The sequence below is a fragment of the Actinosynnema sp. NPDC023587 genome, assembly GCF_040640215.1.
Lineage (GTDB): Bacteria > Actinomycetota > Actinomycetes > Mycobacteriales > Pseudonocardiaceae > Actinosynnema.
In genome coordinates, this window is record NZ_JBFABG010000003.1 from 384,719 (window position 1) to 409,591 (window position 24,873).

22 protein-coding genes are annotated in these 24,873 nt (G+C 72.1%); 8 read left to right on the forward strand and 14 right to left on the reverse strand.

The features are described from left to right. Window positions 1-38: 38 nt before the first annotated feature. Genes AB0G01_RS10625 through AB0G01_RS10635 form a run of 3 tightly spaced genes read right to left on the reverse strand, consistent with a single transcriptional unit; the run spans window position 39 to window position 1,958 of the window. A complete protein-coding gene (locus AB0G01_RS10625) occupies window positions 39-842 on the reverse strand; it encodes a zinc finger domain-containing protein (RefSeq protein WP_360942387.1) in 804 nt (267 codons plus the stop codon). Further along, on the reverse strand, window positions 835-1,491 hold the full coding sequence (locus AB0G01_RS10630) for a hypothetical protein (protein WP_360942390.1): 657 nt from the start codon (window positions 1,489-1,491) through the stop codon (window positions 835-837). The genes AB0G01_RS10625 and AB0G01_RS10630 overlap by 8 nt, the downstream gene beginning before the upstream one ends. Continuing rightward, window positions 1,488-1,958 carry a ribose-5-phosphate isomerase gene (locus AB0G01_RS10635; protein WP_360943298.1) on the reverse strand — a complete coding sequence of 157 codons (471 nt, stop codon included), beginning with the start codon at window positions 1,956-1,958 and terminating at the stop codon, window positions 1,488-1,490. The genes AB0G01_RS10630 and AB0G01_RS10635 overlap by 4 nt, the downstream gene beginning before the upstream one ends. A 28-nt stretch (window positions 1,959-1,986) precedes the next feature. Between AB0G01_RS10635 and AB0G01_RS10640 the strand changes: the two genes are divergently transcribed. Then, window positions 1,987-2,700: a 2-phosphosulfolactate phosphatase gene (locus AB0G01_RS10640; protein ID WP_360942393.1), complete on the forward strand. Its 714-nt coding sequence runs from the start codon at window positions 1,987-1,989 to the stop codon at window positions 2,698-2,700. Then, complete coding sequence (locus tag AB0G01_RS10645) at window positions 2,697-3,332, forward strand: DUF429 domain-containing protein (protein WP_360942396.1); 636 nt, start codon at window positions 2,697-2,699, stop codon at window positions 3,330-3,332. The genes AB0G01_RS10640 and AB0G01_RS10645 overlap by 4 nt, the downstream gene beginning before the upstream one ends. A 65-nt stretch (window positions 3,333-3,397) precedes the next feature. On the opposite strand, the gene AB0G01_RS10650 is transcribed toward AB0G01_RS10645, so the two are convergent. Continuing rightward, window positions 3,398-4,753 (reverse strand): aldehyde dehydrogenase family protein, encoded by a 1,356-nt coding sequence (locus AB0G01_RS10650; protein WP_360942399.1) that lies wholly within the window; start codon window positions 4,751-4,753, stop codon window positions 3,398-3,400. A 66-nt stretch (window positions 4,754-4,819) separates the two neighbouring features. Continuing rightward, complete coding sequence (locus tag AB0G01_RS10655; RefSeq protein WP_360942402.1) at window positions 4,820-5,422, reverse strand: disulfide bond formation protein DsbA; 603 nt, start codon at window positions 5,420-5,422, stop codon at window positions 4,820-4,822. Between the two features lie 221 nt (window positions 5,423-5,643). On the opposite strand from AB0G01_RS10655, the gene pepN reads away from it, so the two are divergent. Then, a complete protein-coding gene (gene pepN / locus AB0G01_RS10660) occupies window positions 5,644-8,205 on the forward strand; it encodes an aminopeptidase N (RefSeq protein WP_360942405.1) in 2,562 nt (853 codons plus the stop codon). Between the two features lie 151 nt (window positions 8,206-8,356). Here the strand turns inward: pepN and AB0G01_RS10665 are convergent, their stop codons facing one another. The 3 genes from AB0G01_RS10665 to AB0G01_RS10675 are packed head-to-tail and all read right to left on the reverse strand — an operon-like array spanning window position 8,357 to window position 10,292. Further along, complete coding sequence (locus AB0G01_RS10665; protein WP_360942408.1) at window positions 8,357-8,833, reverse strand: DUF5130 family protein; 477 nt, start codon at window positions 8,831-8,833, stop codon at window positions 8,357-8,359. Next, window positions 8,820-9,062 (reverse strand): hypothetical protein, encoded by a 243-nt coding sequence (locus tag AB0G01_RS10670; protein ID WP_360942411.1) that lies wholly within the window; start codon window positions 9,060-9,062, stop codon window positions 8,820-8,822. Before AB0G01_RS10670 ends, AB0G01_RS10665 begins: the two co-directional genes overlap by 14 nt. 27 nt (window positions 9,063-9,089) lie before the next feature. Then, window positions 9,090-10,292 carry an MFS transporter gene (locus AB0G01_RS10675; RefSeq protein WP_360942414.1) on the reverse strand — a complete coding sequence of 401 codons (1,203 nt, stop codon included), beginning with the start codon at window positions 10,290-10,292 and terminating at the stop codon, window positions 9,090-9,092. Window positions 10,293-10,646: 354 nt separating this feature from the next. Here AB0G01_RS10675 and AB0G01_RS10680 point away from each other — a divergent pair, with 354 nt between their 5' ends. Further along, window positions 10,647-11,117 carry a DUF2345 domain-containing protein gene (locus tag AB0G01_RS10680; RefSeq protein ID WP_360942417.1) on the forward strand — a complete coding sequence of 157 codons (471 nt, stop codon included), beginning with the start codon at window positions 10,647-10,649 and terminating at the stop codon, window positions 11,115-11,117. A gap of 1 nt (window position 11,118) precedes the next feature. On the opposite strand, the gene AB0G01_RS10685 is transcribed toward AB0G01_RS10680, so the two are convergent. Then, the gene (locus AB0G01_RS10685; RefSeq protein ID WP_360942420.1) at window positions 11,119-11,784 is read right to left on the reverse strand and encodes an HNH endonuclease; all 666 of its coding nucleotides are present in this window, start codon (window positions 11,782-11,784) and stop codon (window positions 11,119-11,121) included. Window positions 11,785-11,936: 152 nt separating this feature from the next. Here AB0G01_RS10685 and AB0G01_RS10690 point away from each other — a divergent pair, with 152 nt between their 5' ends. The 4 genes from AB0G01_RS10690 (at window position 11,937) to AB0G01_RS10705 (ending at window position 17,358) form a co-directional block, all read left to right on the forward strand. Beyond that, window positions 11,937-14,030 carry a prolyl oligopeptidase family serine peptidase gene (locus tag AB0G01_RS10690; RefSeq protein ID WP_360942422.1) on the forward strand — a complete coding sequence of 698 codons (2,094 nt, stop codon included), beginning with the start codon at window positions 11,937-11,939 and terminating at the stop codon, window positions 14,028-14,030. Window positions 14,031-14,052: 22 nt separating this feature from the next. Next, window positions 14,053-14,937 (forward strand): mechanosensitive ion channel family protein, encoded by an 885-nt coding sequence (locus AB0G01_RS10695; RefSeq protein WP_360942425.1) that lies wholly within the window; start codon window positions 14,053-14,055, stop codon window positions 14,935-14,937. Between the two features lie 384 nt (window positions 14,938-15,321). After that, entirely contained in the window at window positions 15,322-15,705 is a 384-nt protein-coding gene (locus AB0G01_RS10700; RefSeq protein WP_360942428.1) for a globin, read from the forward strand. Window positions 15,706-15,762: 57 nt separating this feature from the next. After that, window positions 15,763-17,358 (forward strand): glycoside hydrolase family 13 protein, encoded by a 1,596-nt coding sequence (locus AB0G01_RS10705; RefSeq protein WP_360942431.1) that lies wholly within the window; start codon window positions 15,763-15,765, stop codon window positions 17,356-17,358. A 43-nt stretch (window positions 17,359-17,401) separates the two neighbouring features. Here the strand turns inward: AB0G01_RS10705 and AB0G01_RS10710 are convergent, their stop codons facing one another. From AB0G01_RS10710 to AB0G01_RS10730, 5 genes are all read right to left on the reverse strand, one after another. After that, on the reverse strand, window positions 17,402-18,028 hold the full coding sequence (locus tag AB0G01_RS10710) for a hypothetical protein (RefSeq protein WP_360942434.1): 627 nt from the start codon (window positions 18,026-18,028) through the stop codon (window positions 17,402-17,404). After that, the gene (locus tag AB0G01_RS10715) at window positions 18,021-18,452 is read right to left on the reverse strand and encodes a thioesterase family protein (protein ID WP_360942436.1); all 432 of its coding nucleotides are present in this window, start codon (window positions 18,450-18,452) and stop codon (window positions 18,021-18,023) included. Before AB0G01_RS10715 ends, AB0G01_RS10710 begins: the two co-directional genes overlap by 8 nt. A gap of 52 nt (window positions 18,453-18,504) precedes the next feature. Then, window positions 18,505-19,449 (reverse strand): winged helix DNA-binding domain-containing protein, encoded by a 945-nt coding sequence (locus AB0G01_RS10720; RefSeq protein ID WP_360942439.1) that lies wholly within the window; start codon window positions 19,447-19,449, stop codon window positions 18,505-18,507. Next, window positions 19,446-19,610, reverse strand: coding sequence for a hypothetical protein (locus AB0G01_RS10725; protein ID WP_360942441.1), 165 nt, complete (start codon window positions 19,608-19,610; stop codon window positions 19,446-19,448). The genes AB0G01_RS10720 and AB0G01_RS10725 overlap by 4 nt, the downstream gene beginning before the upstream one ends. Before the next feature lie 105 nt (window positions 19,611-19,715). Next, window positions 19,716-24,686 carry an NAD-glutamate dehydrogenase gene (locus AB0G01_RS10730; RefSeq protein ID WP_360942443.1) on the reverse strand — a complete coding sequence of 1,657 codons (4,971 nt, stop codon included), beginning with the start codon at window positions 24,684-24,686 and terminating at the stop codon, window positions 19,716-19,718. Window positions 24,687-24,873 lie beyond the last annotated feature (187 nt).

The following is a 24,873-nucleotide window of genomic DNA, read 5'->3' on the forward strand; positions in this document are numbered from 1 at the left end:
GCGCGCGGTTCCCGCACCGGGGCGATCGGGGTGCCGGGTCACTCCGGCTGGCAGCGGGGGCACCAGTAGAGGTTGCGGCCGGCGAGGTCGGCCATCGCCACGGGGGTGCCGCACACCAGGCACGGCAGGCCGGTCCGCCGGTACACGTAGACCTCGCCGCCGTGCCGGTCCCGGCGCGGGGCGCGGCCGGTGGCGGCGGGCAGGTGCTCGGGGCGCACGGTGTCGATGCGGCCGACCTTCACGCCGTCGCGCATCAGCAGCACCAGGTCCGCCCAGATCAGGTCCCACAGCGCGCGGTCGACCCGGTTGCCCGGGGTCAGCGGGTGCAGGCCGTGGCGGAACAGCACCTCGGCCCGGTAGACGTTGCCGACGCCCGCGATGACCCGCTGGTCCATCAGCAGCACGCCGATGGACTGGCGGGACCGGGCGATCCGGTCGAACACCCGGCCCGGCTCGGCGTCGCGGCGCAGCGGGTCCGGGCCCAGCCGGGCGTGCAGTGCGGCCACCTCGCCGGCGGTGAGCACCTCGCACCGGGTGGGGCCGCGCAGGTCGGTCCAGTGGGTCGGGCCGACCAGGCGCATCCGCACCTGGCCGACCGGGTCGAGGACCGGGCGCGGGAACTCGCTGAACGTGCCGTAGAGGCCGAGGTGGACGTGCACGGTGGCGTCCGGGCCGTAGTGGTGGAGCAGGTGCTTGCCGTGCGCTTCGGCGCGCACCAGCACCCGGCCGTCCACAGTGGACGGGTCGAACCGGCCCTGCGGGCTGGTGACCTCGACGACCGCGCCCGCGTACCGGCGCTGGTGCAGCCGGGCGAGCCGGTGCAGGGTGTGTCCTTCAGGCACCGATCGCCACCACCGGTCGCAGGTGCACGCGCACGGTCAGCCGGCTGTCCCCGCGCAGCAGCCGTTCCGCGAGCGGCACGGCGCGGGCGTGGTCGTGCCGGCCGAGCACGGCGCACAGGCCGGCGAGCTGGAGCACGCGGTCGAAGTCGGCCTCGTCCGTCCGGTCCAGGCCCCGGTCGACCACCTCGGCCAGCGCGTCGGCGGCTTCCGGCCGGTCCGCCGCGTAGGCGAGCTGCCAGTCGAAGAACAGCTCGTCGCCCAGCGCGACCAACGCCGTCAGCGCCGCGACCCGGGCGGGTTCGGCGGCGGTGCCCGCGGTGTGCCGCCGGCCCTCGGCCACCGCGCCCGCCAGCTCCGGGAACGTCCGGTCGCGGCCGGCCAGGTCGCGGACCACGCCCAGCCACGGCGAGCGGCGTCCGGCCTCGGCGGTGGCCGCCACCACCGGGTAGACCGCGCCGCACCCCCAGGACGCGAGCGCCTGCACCGCCAGGAAGCGGTGGTAGCGCTCGGTCCCGGCGGCGGTCAGCAGGGCGAGCAGCCCCGGCACCCGCTCCAGGTACCGGGGGTCCGTCGCGGCGGCGTCGATGACCGCCTCCGGATCGGGCGCGAAGGTCCCGGCCAGGTCCTCGAACAGCAGCCGTCGGATCACCGGGGCAGTTCCGGGGCCTCTCCGGTCCGCTCGTAGTCGCTCAGGATCGCGATCCGACGGGCGTGCCGGGGCTGGTCGGAGAACGGGGTGGCCAGGAACGCCTCGACGATCGCGGTCGCCTCCTCGGCGGAGTGCATCCGCGCGCCGACGCCGATCAACTGCGCGTTGTTGTGCTCACGCGCCAACTGGGCGGTCTCCACGCTGTAGGCCAGCGCGGCCCGCGCGCCGGGCACCTTGTTGGCGGCGATCTGCTCGCCGTTGCCGGAGCCGCCGATCACCACCCCCAGGCTGCCCTCGTCGGCCACCGCGCGGCGGGCCGCCTCGATGCAGAACGGGGGGTAGTCGTCCTCGGCGTCGTACACCGCCGGACCGACGTCGACCACGTCGTGGCCGGCTTCGGACAGGTGCTTCGCGAGGTGGGCCTTCAACTCGAAGCCCGCATGGTCGGATCCCAGGTAAACGCGCACGTCCGGGAAGTCTGCCATCCTTGCGCGGGTGTTCGGTCAAGAGGGATGCCAACTCCGGCTGGAATGGGGCGACGAAGGCGTCGCCGCGCTGGGCGGGCTGTGCGCCGTGGTGGTGGTCGTGGACGTGCTGTCGTTCAGCACGGCGGTCGACATCGTCGTCGGGCGCGGCGGCTCGGTGCGGCCGGTGCGCTGGGCGGACCGGGAGCACGCGGCCCGGCCCGCCGACCCCTCGTGGACGCTGCGGCCGTCGTCGCTGGTGGAACTGCCGGCGGGTACCGAACTGGAGCTGCCCTCCCCCAACGGGGCGACGTTGTGCGACCTGGCGGCGGCCACCGGGTCGCTGGTGCTGGCCGGGTGCCTGCGCAACGCCCGCGCCGTCGCCACCGCCGCCCGCGACCTGGCCCGTGGCGGGCCGATCGGCGTGGTCGCGGCGGGCGAGCGGTGGGGCGTGCACGTCAACAGCCCGACCCACGGGCACCGGGGACCGCTGAGGCCGGCCGTGGAGGACCTGCTCGGCGCGGGCGCGGTGCTGGCGTCGCTGCTCGGGTACGGGGCGGCGTCGGTCGAGGCGGCCGTGGCGGCGGAGCTGTTCGCGCGGTCGTCGGTGGACGACGTGCTGGCCGGGTGCGTGTCCGGGCGGGAGCTGATCGCGAGCGGGCACGGCGCGGACGTGGCGCTGGCCTCCCGGGTCGACGTGAGCACCGCCGTGCCGCGTCTGGTGGACGGGGTGCTGCGAGCGTGATCGCCGGGGTCGACGGCACGCCCGGCGGGTGGGTGGTGGCGGTGGTGGCCTCCCGGGCGGACGTGCGGTGGCACCGGGCCGGGTCGGCGGACGAGGTGGTCGAGCTGACCGCCGGGTGCGTCGCGGTCGGGGTCGACATGCCGTTGCGCCCGCCGGTCACGGGTTACCGGGCGTGCGACGTGCGGGCGCGGGAGCTGCTCGGCGCGGCCCGGTCCTCGATGTTCTTCGCGCCGGTCGAGGCCGTGCTGGACTGCGTGACCTACGCCGAGGCGTGCGCGGTGTCGCGGGCCGCGCACGGCAAGGCGATCAGCAAGCAGGCGTGGCACCTCGTGCCGAAGATCCGGGAGTGGCGGCGGGAGCTGCCGGCGACCGTGCTGGAGGTGCACCCCGAGACCACGTTCCGGGTGCTGGACCCCCGGGTGGTGGACTCGAAGCGGTCGGCGCGCGGGGTGGCGCAGCGGCTGATCGCGCTGCGGGCCTTCGTCGACGTGCCGGAGGTGCTGGCGGACCTGCCGGCCGGCCCGTCGGTGGACGACGTGCTGGACGCGCTGGCGGCGGCGTGGTCGGCGGACCGGTGGGCGGCGGGCCGGTCGGAGTCGCTGGGCGAGCCGCCCGCGCTCATCGAGGTGTAGCGCCGGGCGGTGCGGACCCGCGCCGGGGGGCGAGGCAGGGCCGGGCCGGACCCCGGTCGACCCCGTTACCGCTGGACCGACTTCACCTCGGTGAACTCGTCGAGCCCGAACCTGCCGAACTCCCGGCCGTTGCCGGACTGCCGGTAGCCGCCGAACGGGGCGGCGGTGTTGAACGCCGCGCCGTTGATGTCCACCTGGCCGGTGCGCAAGCGCTTGGCCACGGCCAGGGCGCGCTCCGGGTCGGCAGAGAACACCGCGCCGCCCAGCCCGTAGATCGTGGAGTTGGCGATCCGCACGGCGTCGTCCTGGTCGGTGTAGGGCAGCACCGACAGCACCGGCCCGAAGATCTCCTCCTGGGCAATGGCCATGCCCGGCCGCACGTTGCCGAACACGGTCGGCGCGACGTGGAACCCGCGCCCGGTGGGCGCGTCCGGGCCGCCCAGGGCGAGCGAGGCACCCTCCTCGACACCGCTGCGGATGAAGGCGACGACACGATCGCGCTGCGCGGCGGACACCGCCGGGCCGATGCGGGTCGCGGGGTCGGCCGGGTCGCCCGGCACGTACTTCGCGGCGGCGGCCACCGCGATCTCCACCGCTTCGTCGTGCCGGTCGGCGGGCACCAGCAGGCGGGTCCACGCGCTGCACGCCTGGCCGTTGTTCATGAACGCGTTCGCCACGCCGATCTTCACCGCGCGGACCAGGTCGGCGTCGTCGAGCACCACGTTGGCGGACTTGCCGCCGAGTTCCAGCGCCACCCGCTTGACCGTCTCGGCGGCCAGCGCGGACACCCGCCGCCCGGCGCGGGTCGACCCGGTGAACGACACCGCGTCCACCACGGGGTGGACCGCGAGCGCCTCGCCGACCACCGACCCGGTGCCGTGGACCAGCCCGAACACACCGGGCGGCACGCCGGCCCCGGCGAGCACCTCGGCGAACAGGTCGGCGGTGAGCGGGGCGAGCTCGCTGGGCTTGAGCACGACGGTGTTGCCCGCCGCGAGGGCGGGCACGACCTTGGCGACCACCTGCTGGAGCGGGAAGTTCCACGGCGTGATCGCGGCGACCACGCCGACCGGCTCGCGCAGGATCAGCGAGTTGCCGATCTCGGCGTCGGCGAAGTAGCCCGCCTCCAGCGCGTCGGCGACGCCGTGGGCGATCCCGACCGGGTTCGGGACCTGCACCTTCCTCGCGAAGGTGATCGGCGTGCCCATCTCGGTGGTCATGGTGGTGGCGAACTCGTCCACCCGCGCGGCGAGGCCCTCGGCGACCCGCCGGGCGATCGCCGCGCGCTCCTCGACCGGGGTCGCGGCCCAGGCCGGGAAGGCGGTGGCGGCCCTGGTGACGGTGGCGTCCACGTCACCGGGCGTGCCCGCGCGGACCGTGCCGACGACCTCTTCGGTGGTCGGGTTGACGACCTCGATCATGAGCAGACTCCCGGATGTTGTGACACTCTGGGGCTATCTATCCCTCAGAGTGTCACAAACAGTGGCTCACGAGAAGTCGAGCTCGTCCGCCCGGGTGCGCTTGAGCTCGAAGAAGTACGGGTAGGACGCCAGCGCCACCGCGCCGTCGAACACCTTCACCGCGTCCTCGCCGCGCGGGATGCGGGTCAGCACCGGACCGAAGAACGCCACGCCGTCGATGTGGATCGTGGGCGTGCCGACGTCCTCGCCGACCGGGTCCATGCCGCGGTGGTGGCTGGCGCGCAGCTCCTCGTCGTACTCGGTCGAGTGCGCCGCCTCGGCCAGCGCGGCGGGCAACCCGACCTCCTCCAGGGCCAGCTTGACGACCTCGTCGTAGTCCTTGAGGCCCCCGTTGTGGATGCGCGTGCCCATCGCGGTGTACAGGTCGCGGAGCACGCCCTCGCCGTGGTGGCGCGCGGCGGCGATGGCCACCCGCACCGGGCCCCACGCCCGGTCCAGCAGGTCGCGGTAGCCGCCGTCCAGGTCCCGGTTCTCGTTGAGCACCGAGAGGCTCATCACCCGGAAGTCCAGGTCCAGGTCGCGCTGCCGCTCCACCTCCAGGATCCACCGCGAGGTGATCCAGGCGAACGGGCAGACCGGATCGAAGTAGAAGTCGACCTTGGTGCTCATGGTGCGGTGCTCCTCGTGCTCAGGCGGGCCGTCCAGCGCGGTGCCACGGCGGTGTCCACCTGTGCCAACCACAGGCGCTCCCGGACTCTTCCCTCGGACGGAGTCCACCTAACGCCGTCCCACGTGATTGGATGCGACTGTCGTGTTCACCGACACGACACCTTCCCCGTTCCGACGAGGTCGGCGCGAGACCACGAGCGCGCCGGCAGACGAGGTGACCAGTGGCGGCACCCAACCTGACCCGCGACCAGGCGCAGCAGCGGGCTGTGCTGCTGGAAGTCGACTCCTACCAGATCGAGCTGGACCTCACCGACGGTGGCGGCAAGCCGGGCGCGGACACGTTCCGCTCCACCACCACGGTGGCCTTCCGCAGCCGGACGCCGGGCGCGTCGTCGTGGATCGACATCGTGGCCGCCACCGTGCACCGCGCGGTGCTGAACGGGGTCGAGCTCGACGTCTCCGACTACCGCGAGGACGACGGCCTGCGGCTGACCGGCCTGGCCGAGGTGAACGAGCTCACGGTCGAGGCCGACTGCCGGTACATGAACACCGGCGAGGGCCTGCACCGGTTCGTCGACCCGGTCGACGGCGGCGTGTACCTGTACTCGCAGTTCGAGACCGCCGACGCCAAGCGCATGTTCGCCTGCTTCGACCAGCCCGACCTCAAGTCGGTCTACGACCTGACGGTGACCGCCCCGGCGGACTGGAAGGTCGTCTCCAACGCCCCGATCGAGTCCACTGTGGACGCCGAGGGCGGCGCGGACAAGCACGTCTTCGCCCGCACCAAGCCGATTTCCACCTATTTGGTGGCGTTGGTGGCCGGTCCGTACGCGGAGTGGCGCGACGAGTTCACCGATGGTGGGACCACGATCCCGCTGGGCATCTACTGCCGCGCGTCGCTGGCACCGCACATGGACCACGAGCGGCTGTTCACCGAGACCAAGCAGGGTTTCGGGTTCTACCACAAGGCGTTCGGCGTGAAGTACCCGTTCGGCAAGTACGACCAGTGCTTCGTGCCGGAGTTCAACGCGGGCGCGATGGAGAACGCGGGCTGCGTCACGTTCCTGGAGGACTACGTCTTCCGCAGCCGGGTCACGCGCTACATGTACGAGCGGCGCGCGGAAACCGTGCTGCACGAGATGGCGCACATGTGGTTCGGCGACCTGGTCACCATGCGCTGGTGGGACGACCTGTGGCTGAACGAGTCGTTCGCCACCTGGGCGTCGGTGCTGGCGCAGGCCGAGGCCACCGAGTACCGGCAGGCGTGGACGACGTTCGCCAAGATCGAGAAGTCCTGGGCGTACCGGCAGGACCAGTTGCCCTCCACGCACCCGGTCGCCTCGGACATCCCGGACCTCCAGGCGGTCGAGGTCAACTTCGACGGCATCACCTACGCCAAGGGCGCGTCGGTCCTCAAGCAGCTCGTCTCGTACGTGGGCCTGGACAACTTCCTGGCCGGCCTGCGGGTGTACTTCGCCAAGCACGCCTGGGGCAACGCCACGCTGGCCGACCTGCTGGGCGCGCTGGAGGAGGCCTCCGGCCGCGACCTGTCCTGGTGGAGCGCGCAGTGGCTGGAGACCACCGGCCTGAACCTGCTGCGCCCCAAGTACTCCGTGGACGCGTCCGGGAAGTTCACCGACTTCGCCGTGCTCCAGGGCGGTGCCCGGCCGGGCGCGGGCGAGCTGCGCACGCACCGGCTGGCGATCGGCGTGTACGACTCGGGCCCGGACGGCAAGCTGGTCCGCACGCACCGGGTCGAACTCGACGTGGACGGCGAGCGCACCGAGGTGCCCGACCTGATCGGCGTGCCGCGCGGCAAGCTGGTGCTGGTCAACGACGACGACCTGACCTACTGCACGATGCGGCTGGACGAGCACTCGCTGGCGTCCCTGGTGGACCACATCGCCGACATCGCCGAGCCGCTGCCGCGCACGCTGTGCTGGTCGGCCGCGTGGGAGATGACCCGCGAGGCGGAGCTCAAGGCGCGCGACTTCGTGAACCTGGTGCTGGGCGGGCTGCACGCGGAGACCGAGGTCGGCGTGGTGCAGCGGCTGCTGCTCCAGGCGCAGACCGCGCTGTCGTCCTACGCGGACACCACGTGGCGCGACGAGGGCTGGCGGCGGTTCGTGGCCAAGACGCTGGAGCTGGCGCGGGCCGCCGAGGCGGGGTCGGACCACCAGCTCGCGTTCGTGAACTCGCTCGCGGGCTCGGTGCTCGACGCCGAGGGCGTGACCGTGGTCCGGGGCTGGTACGAGGGCACCGACGTGCTGCCGGGCCTGGACGTGGACACCGACCTGCGCTGGCGGCTGTTGCAGGCGCTGGTGGCGCACGGCGCGGCGGGTCCGGACGAGATCGACGCCGAGGAGCGGCGCGACCCGACCGCGACCGGTCGGCGGCGGGCCGAGTCGGCCCGCGCGCTGCGGCCGACGGTCGAGGCGAAGACCGAGGCGTGGGACCGGGCGGTGCACGACGACGAGCTGCCGAACGCGGTCAGCGAGGCGGTCATCGCGGGCATCCACCACTACGGCCAGAAGGCACTGCTCCAGCCGTTCGTGGAGCGGTACTTCGCGGACGTGGCGGACGTGTGGGACCGCAGGTCCAGCGAGCGGGCGCAGTCCGTGGTGGTCGGGCTGTTCCCGTCGTGGTCGATCGCGCGCGACACCGTGACGGCGGCGGACGCGTGGCTGGCGGAGGAACGCCCGCCCGCGCTGCGGCGACTGGTGTCGGAAGGCCGGGCGGGCATCGTGCGCGCCCTGGCCGCGCAGGAGTTCGACCGGTCCTGATCGGACGGTGCGGAGGCCGCGTCCCCTGGTGGGGCGCGGCCTTCGCCGTGTCCGGGACTTCGGGGTCCCGACGCCCGCGCTTCGGGCGCGCCACCCCGGGAACGACGAAGGCCGCGCCCCCGACGAGGGGACGCGGCCTTCGTGGACGGTGTCAGGCGCGGGGCGCGTGCCCGGCCTGGTCGGTGAGCATCCGGAGACCGCTCAGCAGGCCACCGGCCAGGTCGCCCTCCTTGAAGGACGCCACCATGCCCATGACCGCGAGCTTCGCACCGCGATCGGGGAGCCGGCGGTGGGACTCCTCGCCGGTCACCACCTCGACCACGCGCTCACCCGGCGACACGGCCAGCAGCACCGCGTGCGCCGGGCGCGTGGTGGCGGCGTGCAGCTCCTCGGCCCGCGCGCGGGTGTCGGAGCCGAGTTCGCCCAGGTACACGCTGAAGTCCAGGCCCGTGGTGCGGCTGGCGACGGTGATCGCCTCGTCCAGCGACGCGAGCTGGACCGGGGTGAACGGCAGGGTGGGCGGGTGCGGCCGGTACATCTTCGCGACCGACACCCGGCCGCTGGTGGTCACGGCCGCGCCCACGTCCAGGGTGGCCGGGTCGACCTCGGCGATCTCACCAGTTGCCACGTGCGCCTCCCCGGGCGGTCCGGCCCGAGACCGGGGCGGTCTCGGCGTGGTGGTCGGCGGGCAGGCCGCCGGGGTTGGCGCTCCACCACACCGGGGCGTAGCCCCATTCCTGGCCCGGGCGGTACCGCGCGATGCGGGTGGCCTTCGGCCTCAGCGTCAGTAGCGTGATCACGCCGTAGATGGCCAGCGGGATCAGCGCGAAGACGAGCACGGTCTCCACGATGGTCACGGCGGTTACGGTAACCGATCGACCCCGTCACGTCCGGGCGAGGGGGCGTGCGAGCGCCACGGCGGTCAGCACGACCACCCCGCCCGCCACCAGGTACACCGTCCCGAGCGACGTGCCGGCGGCCAGCGGACCGGCCAGACCCGCCCCGATCGGTGACAGCCCCCAGGCCAGCACGCGGTACGCGCTCGTCACCCGGCCCATCAGCGGCTTGGGCGTGAGGCGCTGCCGGCGGGTCGCCGACAGCACGTTCCAGCCGGCCGACGCGAGCCCGAAGAAGAACACCGCGCCGATCGCGACGGGCAGCAGCGGCACCGCCCCGAACACCGCGAACGCCACGCCCAGCAGGGCCAGCGCGCCCACCATCACCGGCGCGACGCCCAGCCGGGGTGCCAGCCGGGGGCTCAGCCGCGCGCCGACCAGCGCGCCCAGCGCCATCACCACCACCAGCCACGGCACGAACTGCTCGGGCAGGCCGAGGACGTTGATCGAGTAGAGCGCGAGCATGGCGTTCACGCCGGCCGCGCACACCGCCGTGACACCGACCGCGAGCACCAGGACCCGCAAACCGCGGATTCGGAACAGGGTGCCCGCGCCCTCCACCAGTTGAGACCGCAAAGTGCCGGGAGCGGCGTGCTCCGGACGGTCCACCTCGGGCAGCCGGATCACGAAGAGCGCGGCGACGACGAAGGTCAGGGCGTCGAGCGCGAAGCACGCCGCCGGGTGCCACCAGAACAGCAGGCTCGCCGCGAGCGGGCCCGCGAGGTCCATGCCGAGGGTCTCGGCGGTGACGAACCGGCCGTTGGCCTCCTCCAGGTCGTCGGGTCCGGAGAGTTCGACGAGGAGCACCTGGGACGCGGAGTCGGCGAAGGTCTCCGCACCGGTGAGCACGAAGCCGGCGGCGCACAGCACGGCGACGGACGCGCTGTCCGCGACCACGGCCCAGGCGAGGAGCCCGGTCACGACCGCCCTGAACGCATGGGCGGTGCCGACCACGAGGCGGGGCTTCCAGCGGTCCACCAGCACCCCTGCCGGGAGCGCTACCACCAGCCACGGGAGCACGACCGCGACCGCCACGGCGGACGCCGCGAGAGGGCTCCTGGTGCTCACCGCGGTGTACAGCGGGAGCGCCACGGTGCGCACGCCGTCGCCCACCAACGACGTGATCCAAGCGCCTGTCAGCAGGCGGAAATCCGCGGTTCGGACGCCCTTGACGCCGATCGATCTGCCCACGCGCGACGCCCCGTCTGTGATCCGGACGACCCTCGACCAGACCTCACGCTACGCACGGTGTCCATAGTTGCCGAAAGTAGTAACCGAACGGTTCTACTGTCGCAGTGAGTACACCCGTTCGGCCTTCCCCCGGAAGGAGGCGAATGGCGGCCGGTTTGGCGTCTTGTCCTCCGCCCACTCGGCTTCTAGCTTTTCACCTGTACGGGTCTTGCGCATCCCTTTCCGGATACTAATTCCCGCCCCCTGAGTCTCGGAGGACACGACATGTACACCGTGAACCGCATCCAGGCCCCCACCCTCACTCGTTCGTCGTACACCCGAACGGACGAAGCAGTTGCACCTGTTCAGCGCTCCGTGACGACCTCCACCCTGGCGCGTGCCGCGCTGCACGACTCCGTTCGGATCACGGCCCACGACTCCGTCCGGATCACCGCGCGCGCCTCCGTCCGGATCACGGCGTTGCTCGGTTCGGTCCGGATCACGAACCGCGACTCGGTCCGCATCACCGCTGCGGACTCCGTGCGGATCACGGCGCGTGACTCCGTGCGGATCACCGCGCGGGGGTCGGTCCGGATCACCGCGCTGGGCTCGGTCCGGATCACGGCACGGGACAGCGTGCGCATCACCGCGCGGGACTCAGTGCGCATCACGGCTCACGACTCCGTGCGCATCACGGCTCACGACTCGGTGCGCATCACCGCCAGGGACAGCGTGCGCATCACCGCGCGCGACTCGGTCCGGATCACCGCGCGGGACTCGGTGCGCATCACGGCGCGCGACAGCGTGCGGATCACGGCGCAGGACGAGTTCGCCCTGGCCGGGTGATCTACGCCGCCGGCTCGCCCAGGTAGGGCAGCCACAGGGGGTCGGCCTCGGTCACGCCCGCCAGCAGCCGCCAGTGCGGCCCGCGCGGCGCGTTCGGCACGACCCGGATTCGCCAGCCCAGTTCGGACAGCAGCTTGTCGGCCTTGCGGTGGTTGCACTTCGCGCAGCAGGCCACGCAGTTCTGCCAGGTGTGGGGCCCGCCACGGGAGCGCGGCACCACGTGGTCGATCGTTTCGGCGCGACCGCCGCAGTACGCGCACCGGTACCGGTCCCGGTGCATGAGACCGGCGCGGGTCAGGGGCACCCGGCCCCGGTACGGCACCCGCACGTACCTGCTCAACCTGATCACCGACGGCACCACGACCTCGGCCGTCGACGAGTGGACGACGGCACCCGCCGGGTCGCCGTGCACCACCTCCGCCTTGCCGCACACCACCAGGACCACCGCGCGCCGCAGCGGCAGCGCGGTCAACGGCTCGAAGGTGGCGTTCAGCAGCAGGACTTTCCGTCTTCCCCAGGGCAACACCACGGGGGCCGGACCGGCTCCCTCCCCGTCGACCACCGCGTGCATCGCGTGCACGACGGGCTGTTTTTGGCCGGACGGGACCGACGACGCGATCCTGGTGCTCACCAGGGCGTCGATCGGGGTGGGTTGTCGGTCTGGCACGCGACCACCTCCACCGGTTCAGACATAGCAGACCACAGATCGCCCCTAAAAATCACGCGTGATATGTCACGCGTCCGGGGCCCGGGGTCGAAACTTGGGTGAACTCGGCCCTATCGGACATGGTTTTCACTACGGGCGCTACGCTCGGCGGGGTGACGGACCCCTCTCCCACAGCCCTGCCTGCGACGATCACCTACCCGGCCGCGGAACGCCTCGACCTGGTCGAGCACCTGCACGGACATCCGGTGGCGGACCCGTACCGCTGGCTGGAGGACCCGGCCGACCCGCGCACGACCGAGTGGTCGGGCCGCCAGGACGCGCTGGCCCGCTCCTGGCTCGACGCGCTCCCCGGGCGTGCCGCGCTCGGCGGGCGGCTGACCGAGCTGATGCGCACCGGCTCCGTGGGTACGCCCGTGTGGCGCGCCGGCCGGGCGTTCTACACCCGGCGCGGACCGGACCAGGACTACCCGGTGCTCTACGTGCTCGAAGGCGGCACCGAGCGGGTGTTGCTCGACGTGACCGAACTCGACCCGTCCGGGCGGACCACACTGGACCGCTGGTCACCGTCCGTGGAGGGCGACCGGCTCGCCTACCAGGTGTCGGTGGGCGGCGACGAGCACTCGCTCCTGCACGTGCTCGACGTCACCACCGGCGAGGTGGTGGAAGGCCCCATCGACCGGTGCCGGTACTCCCCCGTCGGCTGGCTGCCGGGCGGTGAGGAGTTCTTCTACGTGCGACGCGTGGACCCCGAGCTGGTGCCCGAGGACGAGCGGCAGTTCCACCGCCGCGTGTGGCGGCACCGGGTCGGCACCGACCCGGCGACGGACGTGAACGTGCACGGCGACGGACTGGACCACACCTACTACTACGGGCTGTCGGTCACCGACGACGGTCGGTGGCTGATCGTGAACGGCGCGCCCGGCACGGTGCGCCGCGACTCGGTGTGGATCGCGGACCTGCACGGGACGGGTGAACTGCGCCCGGTGGTCCTGACCGACGCGGGCGTGCAGTGCTCGGCGTGGGTCGAGGAAGGTCGCCTCTACCTGCGGACCAGCCTGGACGCGCCGCGCTTCCGGCTGTGCGTGGCGGACCCCGCCACGCCGACGGACTGGACCGAGCTGGTGCCGGAGCAGCCGGACTCCGTGCTGGACGGCGCGACCTGGTTGGACGGTGCGCTGGTGCTGCTGCGCACCCGGCACGCGGTGTCCGAACTGCACCTGCACGACCCGGAGTCGGGCGGGCACCTCGGGGAGATCCCGTTGCCCGGAACCGGCTCGCTGCACGGCTGGTCCACTGTGGACAAGGCCACGGACACCGGGCGGGACGTGCTGTGGTTCGGGTTCTCGGACTTCACCACGCCGCTGTCGGTGTACCGGTTCTCGTTGTCCCGCAGGGAGACCGAGCTGCACGCCGCCGCGCCCGGCTCGGCCGTGCTGCCGGCGGTGACGACCCAGCAGATCGCCTACGAGTCCGGCGACGGCACGACGGTCCGGATGTTCGTGGTGTCCGGCGAACAGCACCCCGACCTGCCCAGGCCCGCGCTGCTGACCGGGTACGGCGGCTTCGCGGTCGGCCGGGGCCCGGGGTACAGCGCGACCGCGCTGGCGTGGGTCGAGGCGGGCGGTGTCTGGGTGCACGCGTCGCTGCGCGGCGGTGACGAGGAAGGCGAGCAGTGGCACCGGGCCGGCACGCGCGACCGCAAGCAGAACGTGTTCGACGACTTCCACGCGGCGGCCGAGCGGCTGATCGCGGACGGCTGGACCACGCCGCAACAGCTTTCGATCATGGGCGGGTCCAACGGCGGCCTGCTCGTCGGCGCGGCGCTGACCCAGAAACCCGAGCTGTACCGGGCCGTGGTGTGCTCGGCACCACTGCTGGACATGGTGCGGTACGAGAACTTCCTGTTGGGGAGGCTGTGGGCGGAGGAGTACGGCAGCGCGGCGGTGCCCGAAGAGCTCGCCTGGCTGCTGTCCTACTCCCCGTACCACCGGGTGCGCCCGGAGGTTGAGTACCCTTCGGTGCTGTTCACGGTGTTCGAGTCGGACAGCCGCGTGGACCCCAACCACGCCCGCAAGATGTGCGCCGCGTTGCAGCACGCGACGGTGAGCGATCCGACGAAGCACCCCGTGCTGCTGCGCCGGGAGACCGAGGTGGGGCACGCGGGACGGTCGGTGAGCCGATCGGTGGGGCTGGCCGTGGACCAGTTGACCTTCCTGGCCGGTGCGACCGGGTTGGAGTTCGTCTGACGTGCGGAGGAGGAATGGGTCGGTGGATGTGGAGTCGACGCTCGCGGTCGATTGGTGGGTGACCAACGGGCCGAAGATCGCCGAAGGCGCGTTGCGGATCGTACTGACGGTGTTGATCGCCGTGGTGCTCCGGTTCCTGCTGCGGCGGCTGATCGATCGGCTGACCAGGGGCTCGTCCGAGGAGCGCAAGCCCAAGCTGCTCCGGCCGCTGCGGGAACGCGCGCCCCAGGCACTCGGCGTCCTGGTGTCCGAGCGGCGCGAGCAGCGCGCGAAGACCATCGGCTCGGTCCTCAAGTCGGTCACCACGATCGTGGTGTTCGGCATCGCGTTCATCCAGGTGCTGACCGAGCTCGGGATAAACCCGGCACCGATCCTGACCTCGGCCGGCATCCTCGGTGTGGCGGTCGGTTTCGGCGCGCAGAACCTGGTCAAGGACTTCTTGTCCGGCATGTTCATGATGCTGGAGGACCAGTACGGCGTGGGCGACGTGGTGGACCTCGGCCCGGCGACCGGAACGGTCGAGTCGGTGGGCCTGCGGATCACCACGATCCGCGACACGAACGGCACGGTCTGGTACGTCCGCAACGGCGAGATCCTGCGGGTGGGCAACTCCTCCCAGGGTTTCGCCGTCGCGGTGGTGGACCTGCCGCTGGCCTACGGGGCGAACCTGGTCTCGGTCACCGACGTGCTGAAGACGGCCGCCGAGGCGGCGGTGGCGGAGGAGTCGCTGGAGAAGGACGTCATCGACAAGGCGCAGGTGCTCGGTGTGGAGAAGATCACGCCCGAGGGGATCACCGTGCGCGTGACGGTGAAGGTCCGACCCGGGCGGCAGTGGGCCGTGCAGCGCGCCCTGAGGGCGAAGCTGATGCCGGCGTTGGACGAAGCGGGAATCTCCCTGAAGTCGTGACGGACGGCACCGCCGGCGCACTCGGTACGTCCGGCGCACTCGGTACGTCCGGCGCGACCAGGTGAGCCGACGTCGACGCGTCCTGATTGTCGGTGGGTGCTGGGATACTGGTGTCGGGGGCCGGAGGCCACGCCCGACCTGACCACACGGCCCTGACCTGCGGTTTTGGGGTTTCCCGCGCGGTGCGAACCTGGAACCTGGCCGGACGCGGGCGCGGCGGGCGTTCCGGAACCGGGCGTCGGGGGCGCAAGAGCCGGAGGGCGTCCTCGTCGGACGGCCGAGCCGCCGAGGACGACACGACGCGTTGGGTGTGCTGTGGCGGGTGGGGGTTCGCCGCGCGCGGCCGTGGGTGTGTGCGGTGTGGGTCGGTGGCAGGATGGTGGGGTGAGCAGCGCGGAGAACTTCTACGAAGCGGTGGGCGGGTACGAGACGTTCCACAAGATCGTCGCGCGGTTCTACGAGTTGGTGGCCGACGATCCGGTGCTCCGGCCGCTGTACCCCGAGGAGGACCTCGGGCCCGCCGAAGAGCGGTTCCGGCTGTTCCTCATGCAGTACTGGGGCGGCCCGCACACCTACTCCGACCAGCGCGGCCACCCTCGGCTCCGGATGCGTCACGCACCGTTCGTGATCGGTCCCATTGAGCGGGACGCGTGGTTGCGCTGCATGCGCGTCGCCGTGGACGAGGCGGACATCACGCCGGCCCACCGTGACCAGCTTTGGGCGTACCTGGAGATGGCCGCGAACAGCCTCATGAATGCCTGGGTGTGATTGTTGATCACCCGAACGGGGGCGGGTTCGGCGTCGCGGGTGGCAGGATGACATCTCGTGCGACGATCCTCCGACCTCCGACCAGAGATCGCCGACGTCTCCGCCTGGTGGCGTGACGCCGTCTTCTACCAGGTCTACGTCCGGTCGTTCGCCGACTCCGACGGGGACGGGGTAGGCGACCTGGAAGGCATCAGGTCCCGGCTCGGCTACCTCGAACTGCTCGGCGTCGACGCGCTCTGGTTGACGCCCTTCTACACCTCGCCCATGGCCGACCACGGCTACGACGTGGCCGACCCCCGCGACGTCGACCCGCTGTTCGGTGACCTGGCCGCGTTCGACCGCCTGGTCGAGGAGGCCCACCAGCACAACATCCGCGTCACCGTCGACCTCGTCCCCAACCACACCAGCGACCGGCACGCCTGGTTCCAGGCCGCGCTGCGGTCGGCTCCGGGCAGCGCCGAGCGCGACCGGTACTTCTTCCGCGACGGGCAGGGGTACGACGGGTCCCAGCCGCCCAACAACTGGACCAGCGTGTTCGGTGGGCCGGCGTGGACCCGCGTGGCCGACGGCCAGTGGTACCTGCACCTGTTCGCGCCCGAGCAGCCCGACCTGAACTGGGACCACCCCGAGGTCCCCGCCGACCTGACCCGGACCCTGCGGTTCTGGCTGGACCGGGGGGTCGACGGGTTCCGGATCGACGTGGCGCACGGGATGGCGAAGCCCTACGGGTTGCCGAACATGGATTCGCGCGCCGCGCACGGTCCGGGCACCTTGCACGACAACTCGGTCGACCCCCGGTTCGACAACGACGCCGTGCACGACGTGCACCGGATGATCCGCAAGGTCGTCGACGAGTACCCGGGCCGGATGGCCGTGGGTGAGATCTGGGTCAAGGAGGACGAGCGCTTCGCCCGCTACATCCGGCCCGACGAGCTGCACCTGGGCTTCAACTTCCGGCTGGTAGAGGCACCGTTCGACGCGGACGCGGTGCGGGCGGCGATCGACCACTCGTTGGCCGCTGTGACGCCTTACGGCACGCCGGCCACGTGGACGTTGTCCAACCACGACGTCGTACGGCACGTGAGCCGTTACGGCGGTGGTCCGCTGGGCGTCCAGCGGGCGCGTGCCATGGCGTTGGTGGAGCTCGCCCTACCCGGCGTGGTCTACCTGTACAACGGCGAAGAGCTCGGCTTGCCCAACGTGGAGCTGCCGGACTGGGCGTTGCAGGACCCGACCTGGCTGCGGTCCGGCCACACCGAGCGCGGCCGGGACGGGTGCCGCGTCCCGCTGCCCTGGGAGGGCGACACGCCGCCGTTCGGCTTCTCGCAGGGCGTGACCACGTGGCTGCCCCAGCCGAACGAGTGGGCGGGGTTGACGGTGGAGTCCCAGTTGGAGGACCCGGAGTCGATGCTGTCGCTCTACCGGCACGCGGTGGAGCTGCGGAAGTCGCACCCGTCGATCTCCGGTGACGAGGTCGAGTGGTACGGCGCGCCGGCCGGCTGCTTCGCCTTCCGGCGCAAGGGCGGCGGGCTCATCTGCGCCCTCAACACCTCGGGTGGGCCGGTGCCCCTGCCGCCCGGTGAGATCCTGCTCTCCAGCGGGCCCATGGACGGCAACCAGCTACCCCCGGACACGGCGGTCTGGCTGGTCTGAGGCGGAGAGCCCCGAACGCGACCGTTCGGGGCCCGCTCCGCCGTCAGACCAGGAGCGGGAGCATCGAGTGGCGGCGGCGGACCACCGCGCCGTAGCGGGCGTCGATGCGCAGCCACGAGTCGGTGGCGGTGACGCGGACGTCGTCGCCGCCCAGGAAGCCCATGCCGGACAGGGCGAACAGGCAGCGCAGGGGGACCTTCACGTCCAGTCCCGAGCCGCTGACCGTGAGCACGGTCTGGTCCAGCAGCGAAGCGGGCGGGGTGCCCTGCGGGCCGGTGTTCTCGCGGGCCAGGGTCACGCCCTGTTCCGCCAGCTCGGCCACGACGTTGCCGGGCAGGCGGTCGACCGGGAGCCAGCCCTCGACCGGCGGCAGGGCCGAGCGCCACATCAGGTCGCGGGCGGGGCCCGGGTCGACGGTGTCGCTGCGCACCACGGCCAGGCCGGTGAGCAGGTCGCCGCCGGACACGGTGACGTCGGCGGGGGTGGTGCGGCCGGCGACGGTCCGGGTGGCCAGGGTGTCGAACGGCGTGGCCACCCAGGCGTCCAACTGGTCTCCGTCGGGGCGGTTGCGCAACCGCACGACGCTCTGCGCGTCCAGGCGTACGGCGCGGGCGACGAACGCACCCAGGTCGTCCCGCTCGGCGGGATCTGCGAGCACCAGCTCAGGCACCGTTACCTCCGGCACGCCAGCCCGCGAGAAAGTCGCGTTCGGCTTCGAGGAGACGGCGCGGTCGTCCGGCCGTCAGGTTGTAGGGCACCATCAGGGTCTCCGCGGTGGCCACCACGGGACTTCCCTCACGCCGCCCGTTGCGCACCGAGTAGTCCAACGTGAAGGAAGCCGACTTCAGTTCCCGCACGGACATCTCCACCACGACCTCGTCACCGGTGAACACCAGCGGCACCAGGTAGTCCACCGTCAGACGGGCCACCACGACGCCGTGCGCCATGTCCGGCACGCCGTGCCGGGCGGCCTCGGTGAACAGGAGGTCTATCCGGGCCTCCTCCAGCAGGGTCACCGTGTTGGCGTGGTTGACGTGGCCGAACGCGTCCATATCCGACCAGCGCGGACGCACACCCGTGACGAACACACCCAACTTGAACGCGCCTCCTGAGGTAGCTTCCGGTGGCGTTGACCCTATCCGCGTGCTACCGCCAGGTTAAGGCGGCACCCGTACCGAGGAACCGGGCCACGCGTTCCGCCTCTTCCCGCAGGTCGGGACGCTCGTCGAAGGGCGACACCGCGAAGCCGGTCGGGGTCTTGCGCCAGGTGGCGACGACCTCGCCGGCCACGACGACGTGCGGGGTGAGGAACCCGCCGCCGGTCTGGACGCGCGGCGCGAACTCCGGGGCCAGGGCGAGCGAGCGGTCCCGGTAGCCGAGCAGGTACGGGTCGAAGTGGCCCAGCATGCGGACCGTGCGGTCGGGGTCGGCGCGTTCGGCGAGGATCTCCGGCAGGTCGCGGAGCTGCCGCTTGGGCAGGCCGCTCCACGCCGCGAAGTCCGCGACGGTGGCCGGGCCGTAGGCCCGCCGGTAGCGCCGCCAGAGGTCGTCGACGGTCCTGTCCGCCGGCGGGACGTCGTCCAGCAGGCGGTACCGGTCGTCCAGTCCCCGGCACAGGAAGCCCGACACGGCCGCGTACAGGAGCAGGTGCGCGGGGGCCTGGGAGCCGGGGTCGAGGGGGAGGCCGACCTCGGCCAGGCGCTCGACGACCTCGGCGCGGGTCAGGGGCTCGGTCAGCACCTCGCACAGCGCGCGCACGCCGCGCTCGCACAGGTCGTCGGTGAGGCCGAGCTGGTCGCGGCGGTTCCTGGTGGAGGCCAGGACCGACGGCTTGAGCAGCTCCAGCACCCAGAGGTCGTCCCGGGCGATCAGGTGCAGGGTGCCGCGCATGGCCCAGGTGCGCACGACCCGGCCGTCGAGGTCCTCGACGCCGCGCGCGCGGGCGGCGAGCCTGAGGGCGGGGACGTCCTGCGCCTGGAGGGCGAACACGGAGTCGAGCAGGTCGGTCAGGTCGCTCGTGGGGTGGGACAGGCGTTGGGCGCGCATCCGGCGGGCGAGCACGTCGGACGGGGCGAGGTCGGAGGCAGTCACCGGGACCCGCCGCCGAACCCGGCCACGGACACGTCGCGCGGCACGTGCGGACCGTAGCGGCTGGTGGCGGGCGGGACGCCCGGCGTGCCGTTGACCACCCGGCTGCCCGTCGCCTCGCTCACCCCCGTCCGGGTGGCGGTGTCACTCGGCCGTGCGGTCACATCGGATGACTTTACGGCCGGTGGACCACGCGGCGGTGTCCGGAGGCACGTCGGTGCCCCGTGCCGGAGGGGGCCAGGCCTCGTAGGAGGCCCGGCCCCCAGGGCTCAGCGGATCATGCTGCGGACCTGGCGGGCGGCCACCGAGAGGGTGGCCAGGTCCAGGCGCGTCACCCGGTTGATCTCGGCGAGGGCCGCGCGGGCCCGACCGAGGCGGGAGGCGTTCGTCTGCTCCCACGCCGCGATCTTGTCCGCCGCCGACTCGCCCGGCTCGCTGGAGCGCAGCACGTCGACCGTGATCGAGCGCAGCGACGAGTAGAAGTCGTCGCGCAGCGCCAGGCGGGCCAGCGCGTGCCAGCGGTTGCCGCGTTCCAGGCCGCTGACCGAGCTGAGCATCCGGTCCATGTCCAGGTGCTCCGACAGCGCGAAGTACAGCTCCGCCGTCTCCGGGTGCGTGCGCTCCGGGCCGACGCCGTGGCCCTCCTCGCGCTCGGCGAGTTCCGCCACCTCGGTCACGTCCAGCAGTCCGTAGCTGAACAGCAGCACCGCGATCCGGCGCGCCAGCTCCACCGGCACCCCGGACTCGACCAGCCGCTCGACGTGCGCGACCACCGACTCCTTCTCCCGGCCCTGCAACAGGTCCAGGGCCCGGGGTGACAACTCGGCCACCACACCGGCGAACCGGCTGATGGTCGAGCCGACCGCCAGCGGCTGCGGGCGGTTGGTGAGCAGCCACCGCGACGCCCGGTCCAGCAGGCGACGGGTCTCCAGGACCATGTCGTCCTGGACGTCGGTCGGGATCACGTTGTCCAGCGCGCGGATGTCGCGCCACAGCGACGGCAGGTCGTAGATCGCGGTCACGATCGTGTAAGCCCGCACGGCGTCCGTGGCGGACGCGCTGATCTCCTCGGCCAGCCGGAACGCGTAAGACACGCCGCCACCGTCGACGACCTCGTTGACCAGCACCGTGGTGATGATCTCGCGGGACAGCGGGTGGCCGGCGATCGACTCGGCGAACCGGTCGCGCAGCTCGCTGGGGAAGTAGTCGGGCAGCTTGCGGGCCATCACGTCGATGGCCGGCAGGTCACCCGCGAGCACTTCCTCCTTCAGCGCCAGCTTCACGTGCGCGAGCAGGGTCGCCAGCTCCGGCGAGGTCAGGCCGTCGCCCGCCTTCTCCAGCGCCTTGAACTCGGCGACGCTCGGCAGCGCCTCCAGCGCCCGGTCCAGCACGCCGCGCTGCTCCAGGTCCGCGACCAGGCGGGCGTGCACCGAGAGCATCGGCGCGGCGTGGGCGCGGGACACGCCCAGCACCGAGTTCTGCGAGTAGTTGTCGGCGAGGACCAGCTCGCCGACCTCGCCGGTCATCTGGCCGAGCAGCTCGGTGCGCTGGTCCTGGCCCAGCTCGCCGTCCCGGACCAACTGGTCGAGCAGGATCTTGATGTTGACCTCGTGGTCGGAGCAGTCCACGCCCGCCGAGTTGTCCAGCGCGTCGGTGTTGACCTTGCCGCCGGTCCGGGCGAACTCGATCCGGCCGCGCTGGGTCAGCCCCAGGTTGCCGCCCTCGCCGACGACCTTGACGCGCAGGTCGGCACCGTTGACCCGGATCGCGTCGTTGGCCTTGTCGCCCACCTCGCCGTGCGACTCGACGCCCGCCTTCACGTATGTGCCGATGCCGCCGTTCCACAGCAGGTCGACCGGCGCGAGCAGGACGGCCTTCATCAGCTCCTGCGGCGACAGCTTCACCACGTCCTCGGGCAGCCCGAGCGCTTCCCGCGCCTGCGGGCTGACCGGGATGGACTTGGCCGCCCTCGACCACACCCCGCCGCCCGCGCTGATCAGCGAGCGGTCGTAGTCGTCCCACGAGGAGCGCGGCAGCTCGAACAGCCGCCTGCGCTCGGCGAACGACGGCGCGGCGGTCGGGTCCGGGTCGATGAAGATGTGCCGGTGGTCGAACGCGGCCACCAAGCGGATGTGCTCGGAGAGCAGCATGCCGTTGCCGAACACGTCACCGGACATGTCGCCGACGCCGACGACGGTGAACTCCTCGGTCTGGGTGTCCGTGCCCAGCTCCCGGAAGTGCCGCTTCACGCTCTCCCACGCGCCCTTGGCGGTGATGCCCATGGCCTTGTGGTCGTAGCCCACCGAACCGCCGGAGGCGAACGCGTCGCCCAGCCAGAAGCCGTAGGACTTGGACACCTCGTTGGCGATGTCGGAGAACGACGCCGTGCCCTTGTCCGCCGCCACCACCAGGTAGCTGTCGTCGCCGTCGTGCCGCACCACCTGCGGCGCGGGGACGACCGTGCCGGAGCTGAGGTTGTCGGTCAGGTCCAGCAGGCCCGAGATGAACTGCCGGTAGCAGGCGATGCCCTCGGCCAGGAACGCCTCGCGGTCCAGCCCCGGGTCACCGGTCGGCACCGGCGGCTTCTTCAGCACGAAGCCGCCCTTCGCGCCCACCGGCACGATCACGGCGTTCTTCACCGCCTGCGCCTTGACCAGGCCCAGGATCTCGGTGCGGAAGTCCTCGCGCCGGTCGGACCAGCGCAACCCGCCGCGCGCGACCGGCCCGAAGCGCAGGTGCACGCCCTCGATCCGCGGCGAGTAGACGAAGATCTCGAACCGCGGTCGCGGCTGCGGCAGGTCCGGGATCGCCCGCGGGTCCAGCTTCACGGCCAGGTACGGGCGCGGGCCGCCGTCGGCGTCGCGGACGAAGTAGTTCGTGCGCAGCGTGGCCTGCACGAGCGTGAGCAGGCTGCGCAGGATGCGGTCCGCGTCCAGGCTGGTCACGTCGTCGATCAGCGCGGTGATCTCCGCGGCCAGCCCGTCCGTGCGGCCGGCGCGCTGCGCGTCCTCCAGCGCCGGGTCGAACCGCGCCTCGAACAGCCGCACCAGGGCCTTGGCGACCTCGGTGTGCGCGAGGACGGCGTCCTCGATGTAGTCCTGGCTGTACGGGGTGCCGGCCTGGCGCAGGTACTTGGCGTAGGCGCGCAGCATCGCGGCCTGCTGCCAGCTCACGCCGGCCTTGAGCACCAGCGTGTTGAAACCGTCCACCTCGGCCTCGCCGCGCCAAGCCGCCGCGAACGCGTCCTGGAACCGGGTTCGCACCAGCTCCAAGTCGTCCTGGGACAGCTCGTCCAGCGTCGACTGGTCGATGCGCAGGCCGAAGTCGTAGATCCAGCACTCCGTGCCGTCGTCGCGCACGAGTTCGTAGGGGCGCTCGTCCACCACGACCACGCCCATGCGCTGGAGCATCGGCAGCACGTCGGACAGCGTCAGGCGCTCACCCGCGAGGAACAGCTTGAACCGGCGCTCGCCGGGCTCGGCGTCGCGCGGCACGTAGAACTGCATCGCCAGGTCGCCCTGGGCCAGCGACTCGATGCGGCGGAAGTCGACCAGCCCCTCGGCGGCCGTGAAATCTTCCTTGTACGCCTCCGGGAAGGCCGCGGCGAACCGCTGGCCCTGCTCGGAGGAGGATTCCGTGCCGAGGCCCTGGCCATCGGTGTCGCCGTCCAGCAGGGCTTCCACCATGCGGTCGTCCCAGGAGCGGACCGCCTCGGCCAGCAACTGCTGGACGTAGCCGGTGTCCGGCTCGACGTCGAAGTGCCGATTCGGGTCGGTGTGCACGGTGAAGTGCACCCGGGCCAGCGCGGACTCGCCGACGCGCGCGCTGTACTCCAGGTTCAGGCCGCCCAGCTCGGCGATCAGGACTTCCTGCATGGCCAACCGGGAGGTCGTGGTGTAGCGGTCGCGCGGCAGGTAGACCAGGCAGGAGAAGAACCGGCCGTACGGGTCGCGGCGCAGGAACAGCCGCAGCCGGCGGCGCTCGGCGAGCGCGATCACGCCCGTGACGTTCTGGTAGAGCGTCTCGGTGTCGACCGAGAACAGCTCGGTGCGCGGGTAGTCCTGGATCACCTCCAGCATCCGCTGCCCCGAGTACGAGTGCAGCGGGAAGCCGGCGCGGTGGATGACGTCCCGCACCCGGCGCTCGATGGCCGGGATGTCCAGCACGTCCTCGTGCAGGGCGGTCGTGGAGAACACGCCGAGGAACCGGTGCTCACCGGTCACGTTGCCCTCGGCGTCGAACGTCTTGACGCCCACGTAGTACGGGTAGACCGAGCGGTGCACGCTGGACTGGGCGCTGGCCTGGGTCAGCACCAGGAGCTCGGGCGAGAGGGCCTGCGCGCCCGCGTCCGGCCCGGCGGTCAGGCTGCGCGCCGCGAGGCTGTCCTGCCTGAGCACGCCCAGCCCACTGGCCAGCACCGCGCGCAGGGCGGGTTCGCCGCCGGTCGCCGGGTCGTCCCGGACCAGCTCGTACTGGCGGTAGCCGAGGAAGGTGAAGTGGTCGGCGGCCAGCCAGCGCAGCAGCCGCGCGCCGTCGCCCACCTCGGCCGGGTTCAGCGGCGGCGGGGAGGACTGGAGCTGCTCGGCGAGCTGGAGGGCCGTGTCGGTCATCTTGCGGGTGTCCTCGACGACCTCGCGGACGTCGTTGAGGACGGTGTGCAGCTTGGTCTCCAGCTCGCGCGCCCGGTCCGGGTCGGTGAGGAGGTCGACCTCGATGTACATCCAGGACTCGGCCATCGCGTCCGCCGGCGGGTCGGCCGGGTCGGCCGTGGGCAGGACCTCGTTCAGCACGCCGGTCACCGGGTCCCGGCGCACCACGACTATCGGGTGGACCACCCGTTGCACCTGCACGCCGCCCCGGGTCAGCTCGGACGCGACCGAGTCCACGAGGTAGGGCATGTCGTCGGTGACCACCTGCACGACGGTCGCCGGGCAGCGCCAGCCGTCGTGCACGCGGGTCGGGTTGAGGATGCGCACCACCGGCCGGCCCGGTACCCGGGTCTCGGCGAGCTGGTAGTTCGAGCGGACCGCGCCCACCAGGTCCACCGGGTCGTCGTCGTCGACTTCCTCGGCAGAGACGTGGCGGTAGTACAGGCGGATCAGGTCGGCCAGCTCGGGGGCGTTGGCGGCGGCCCGTTCGATCAATTCGTCACGAGCTTGTTCCGGACTGGCCGTGCGGCCTGCACCGGCGTCGTGGCTGGTGGCGAGCTCCGATCGGGACGGGACTCCAGTCGAGGTCATGTTCAGGCGACTCCACGCTATCCGGCACCTCTGTGTGCCGGGTCCGGCCTCCACCTAACCAGACGCGCGGCACCCTGTCGGAGCAACCCCGCGCACTGAATCGAGCCACTTGCCGGAAAGTGGAAAATTCACCGCGACACGACTATTTTTGGCGTCCCGCCTTTGGTACGGCGGGAAACCTCGGTAA

Bases quoted from the DNA above. Each gene is read 5' to 3' on its own strand.
- AB0G01_RS10650 (WP_360942399.1), bottom strand. From the start codon at position 4,753: ATGATCGAGGTCGTCAACCCGACCACCGAAGAGGTCGTCGGCACGGTC.
- AB0G01_RS10655 (WP_360942402.1), bottom strand. From the start codon at position 5,422: ATGAGCACCAAGGTCGACTTCTACTTCGATCCGGTCTGCCCGTTCGCC.
- AB0G01_RS10730 (WP_360942443.1), bottom strand. From the start codon at position 24,686: ATGACCTCGACTGGAGTCCCGTCCCGATCGGAGCTCGCCACCAGCCAC.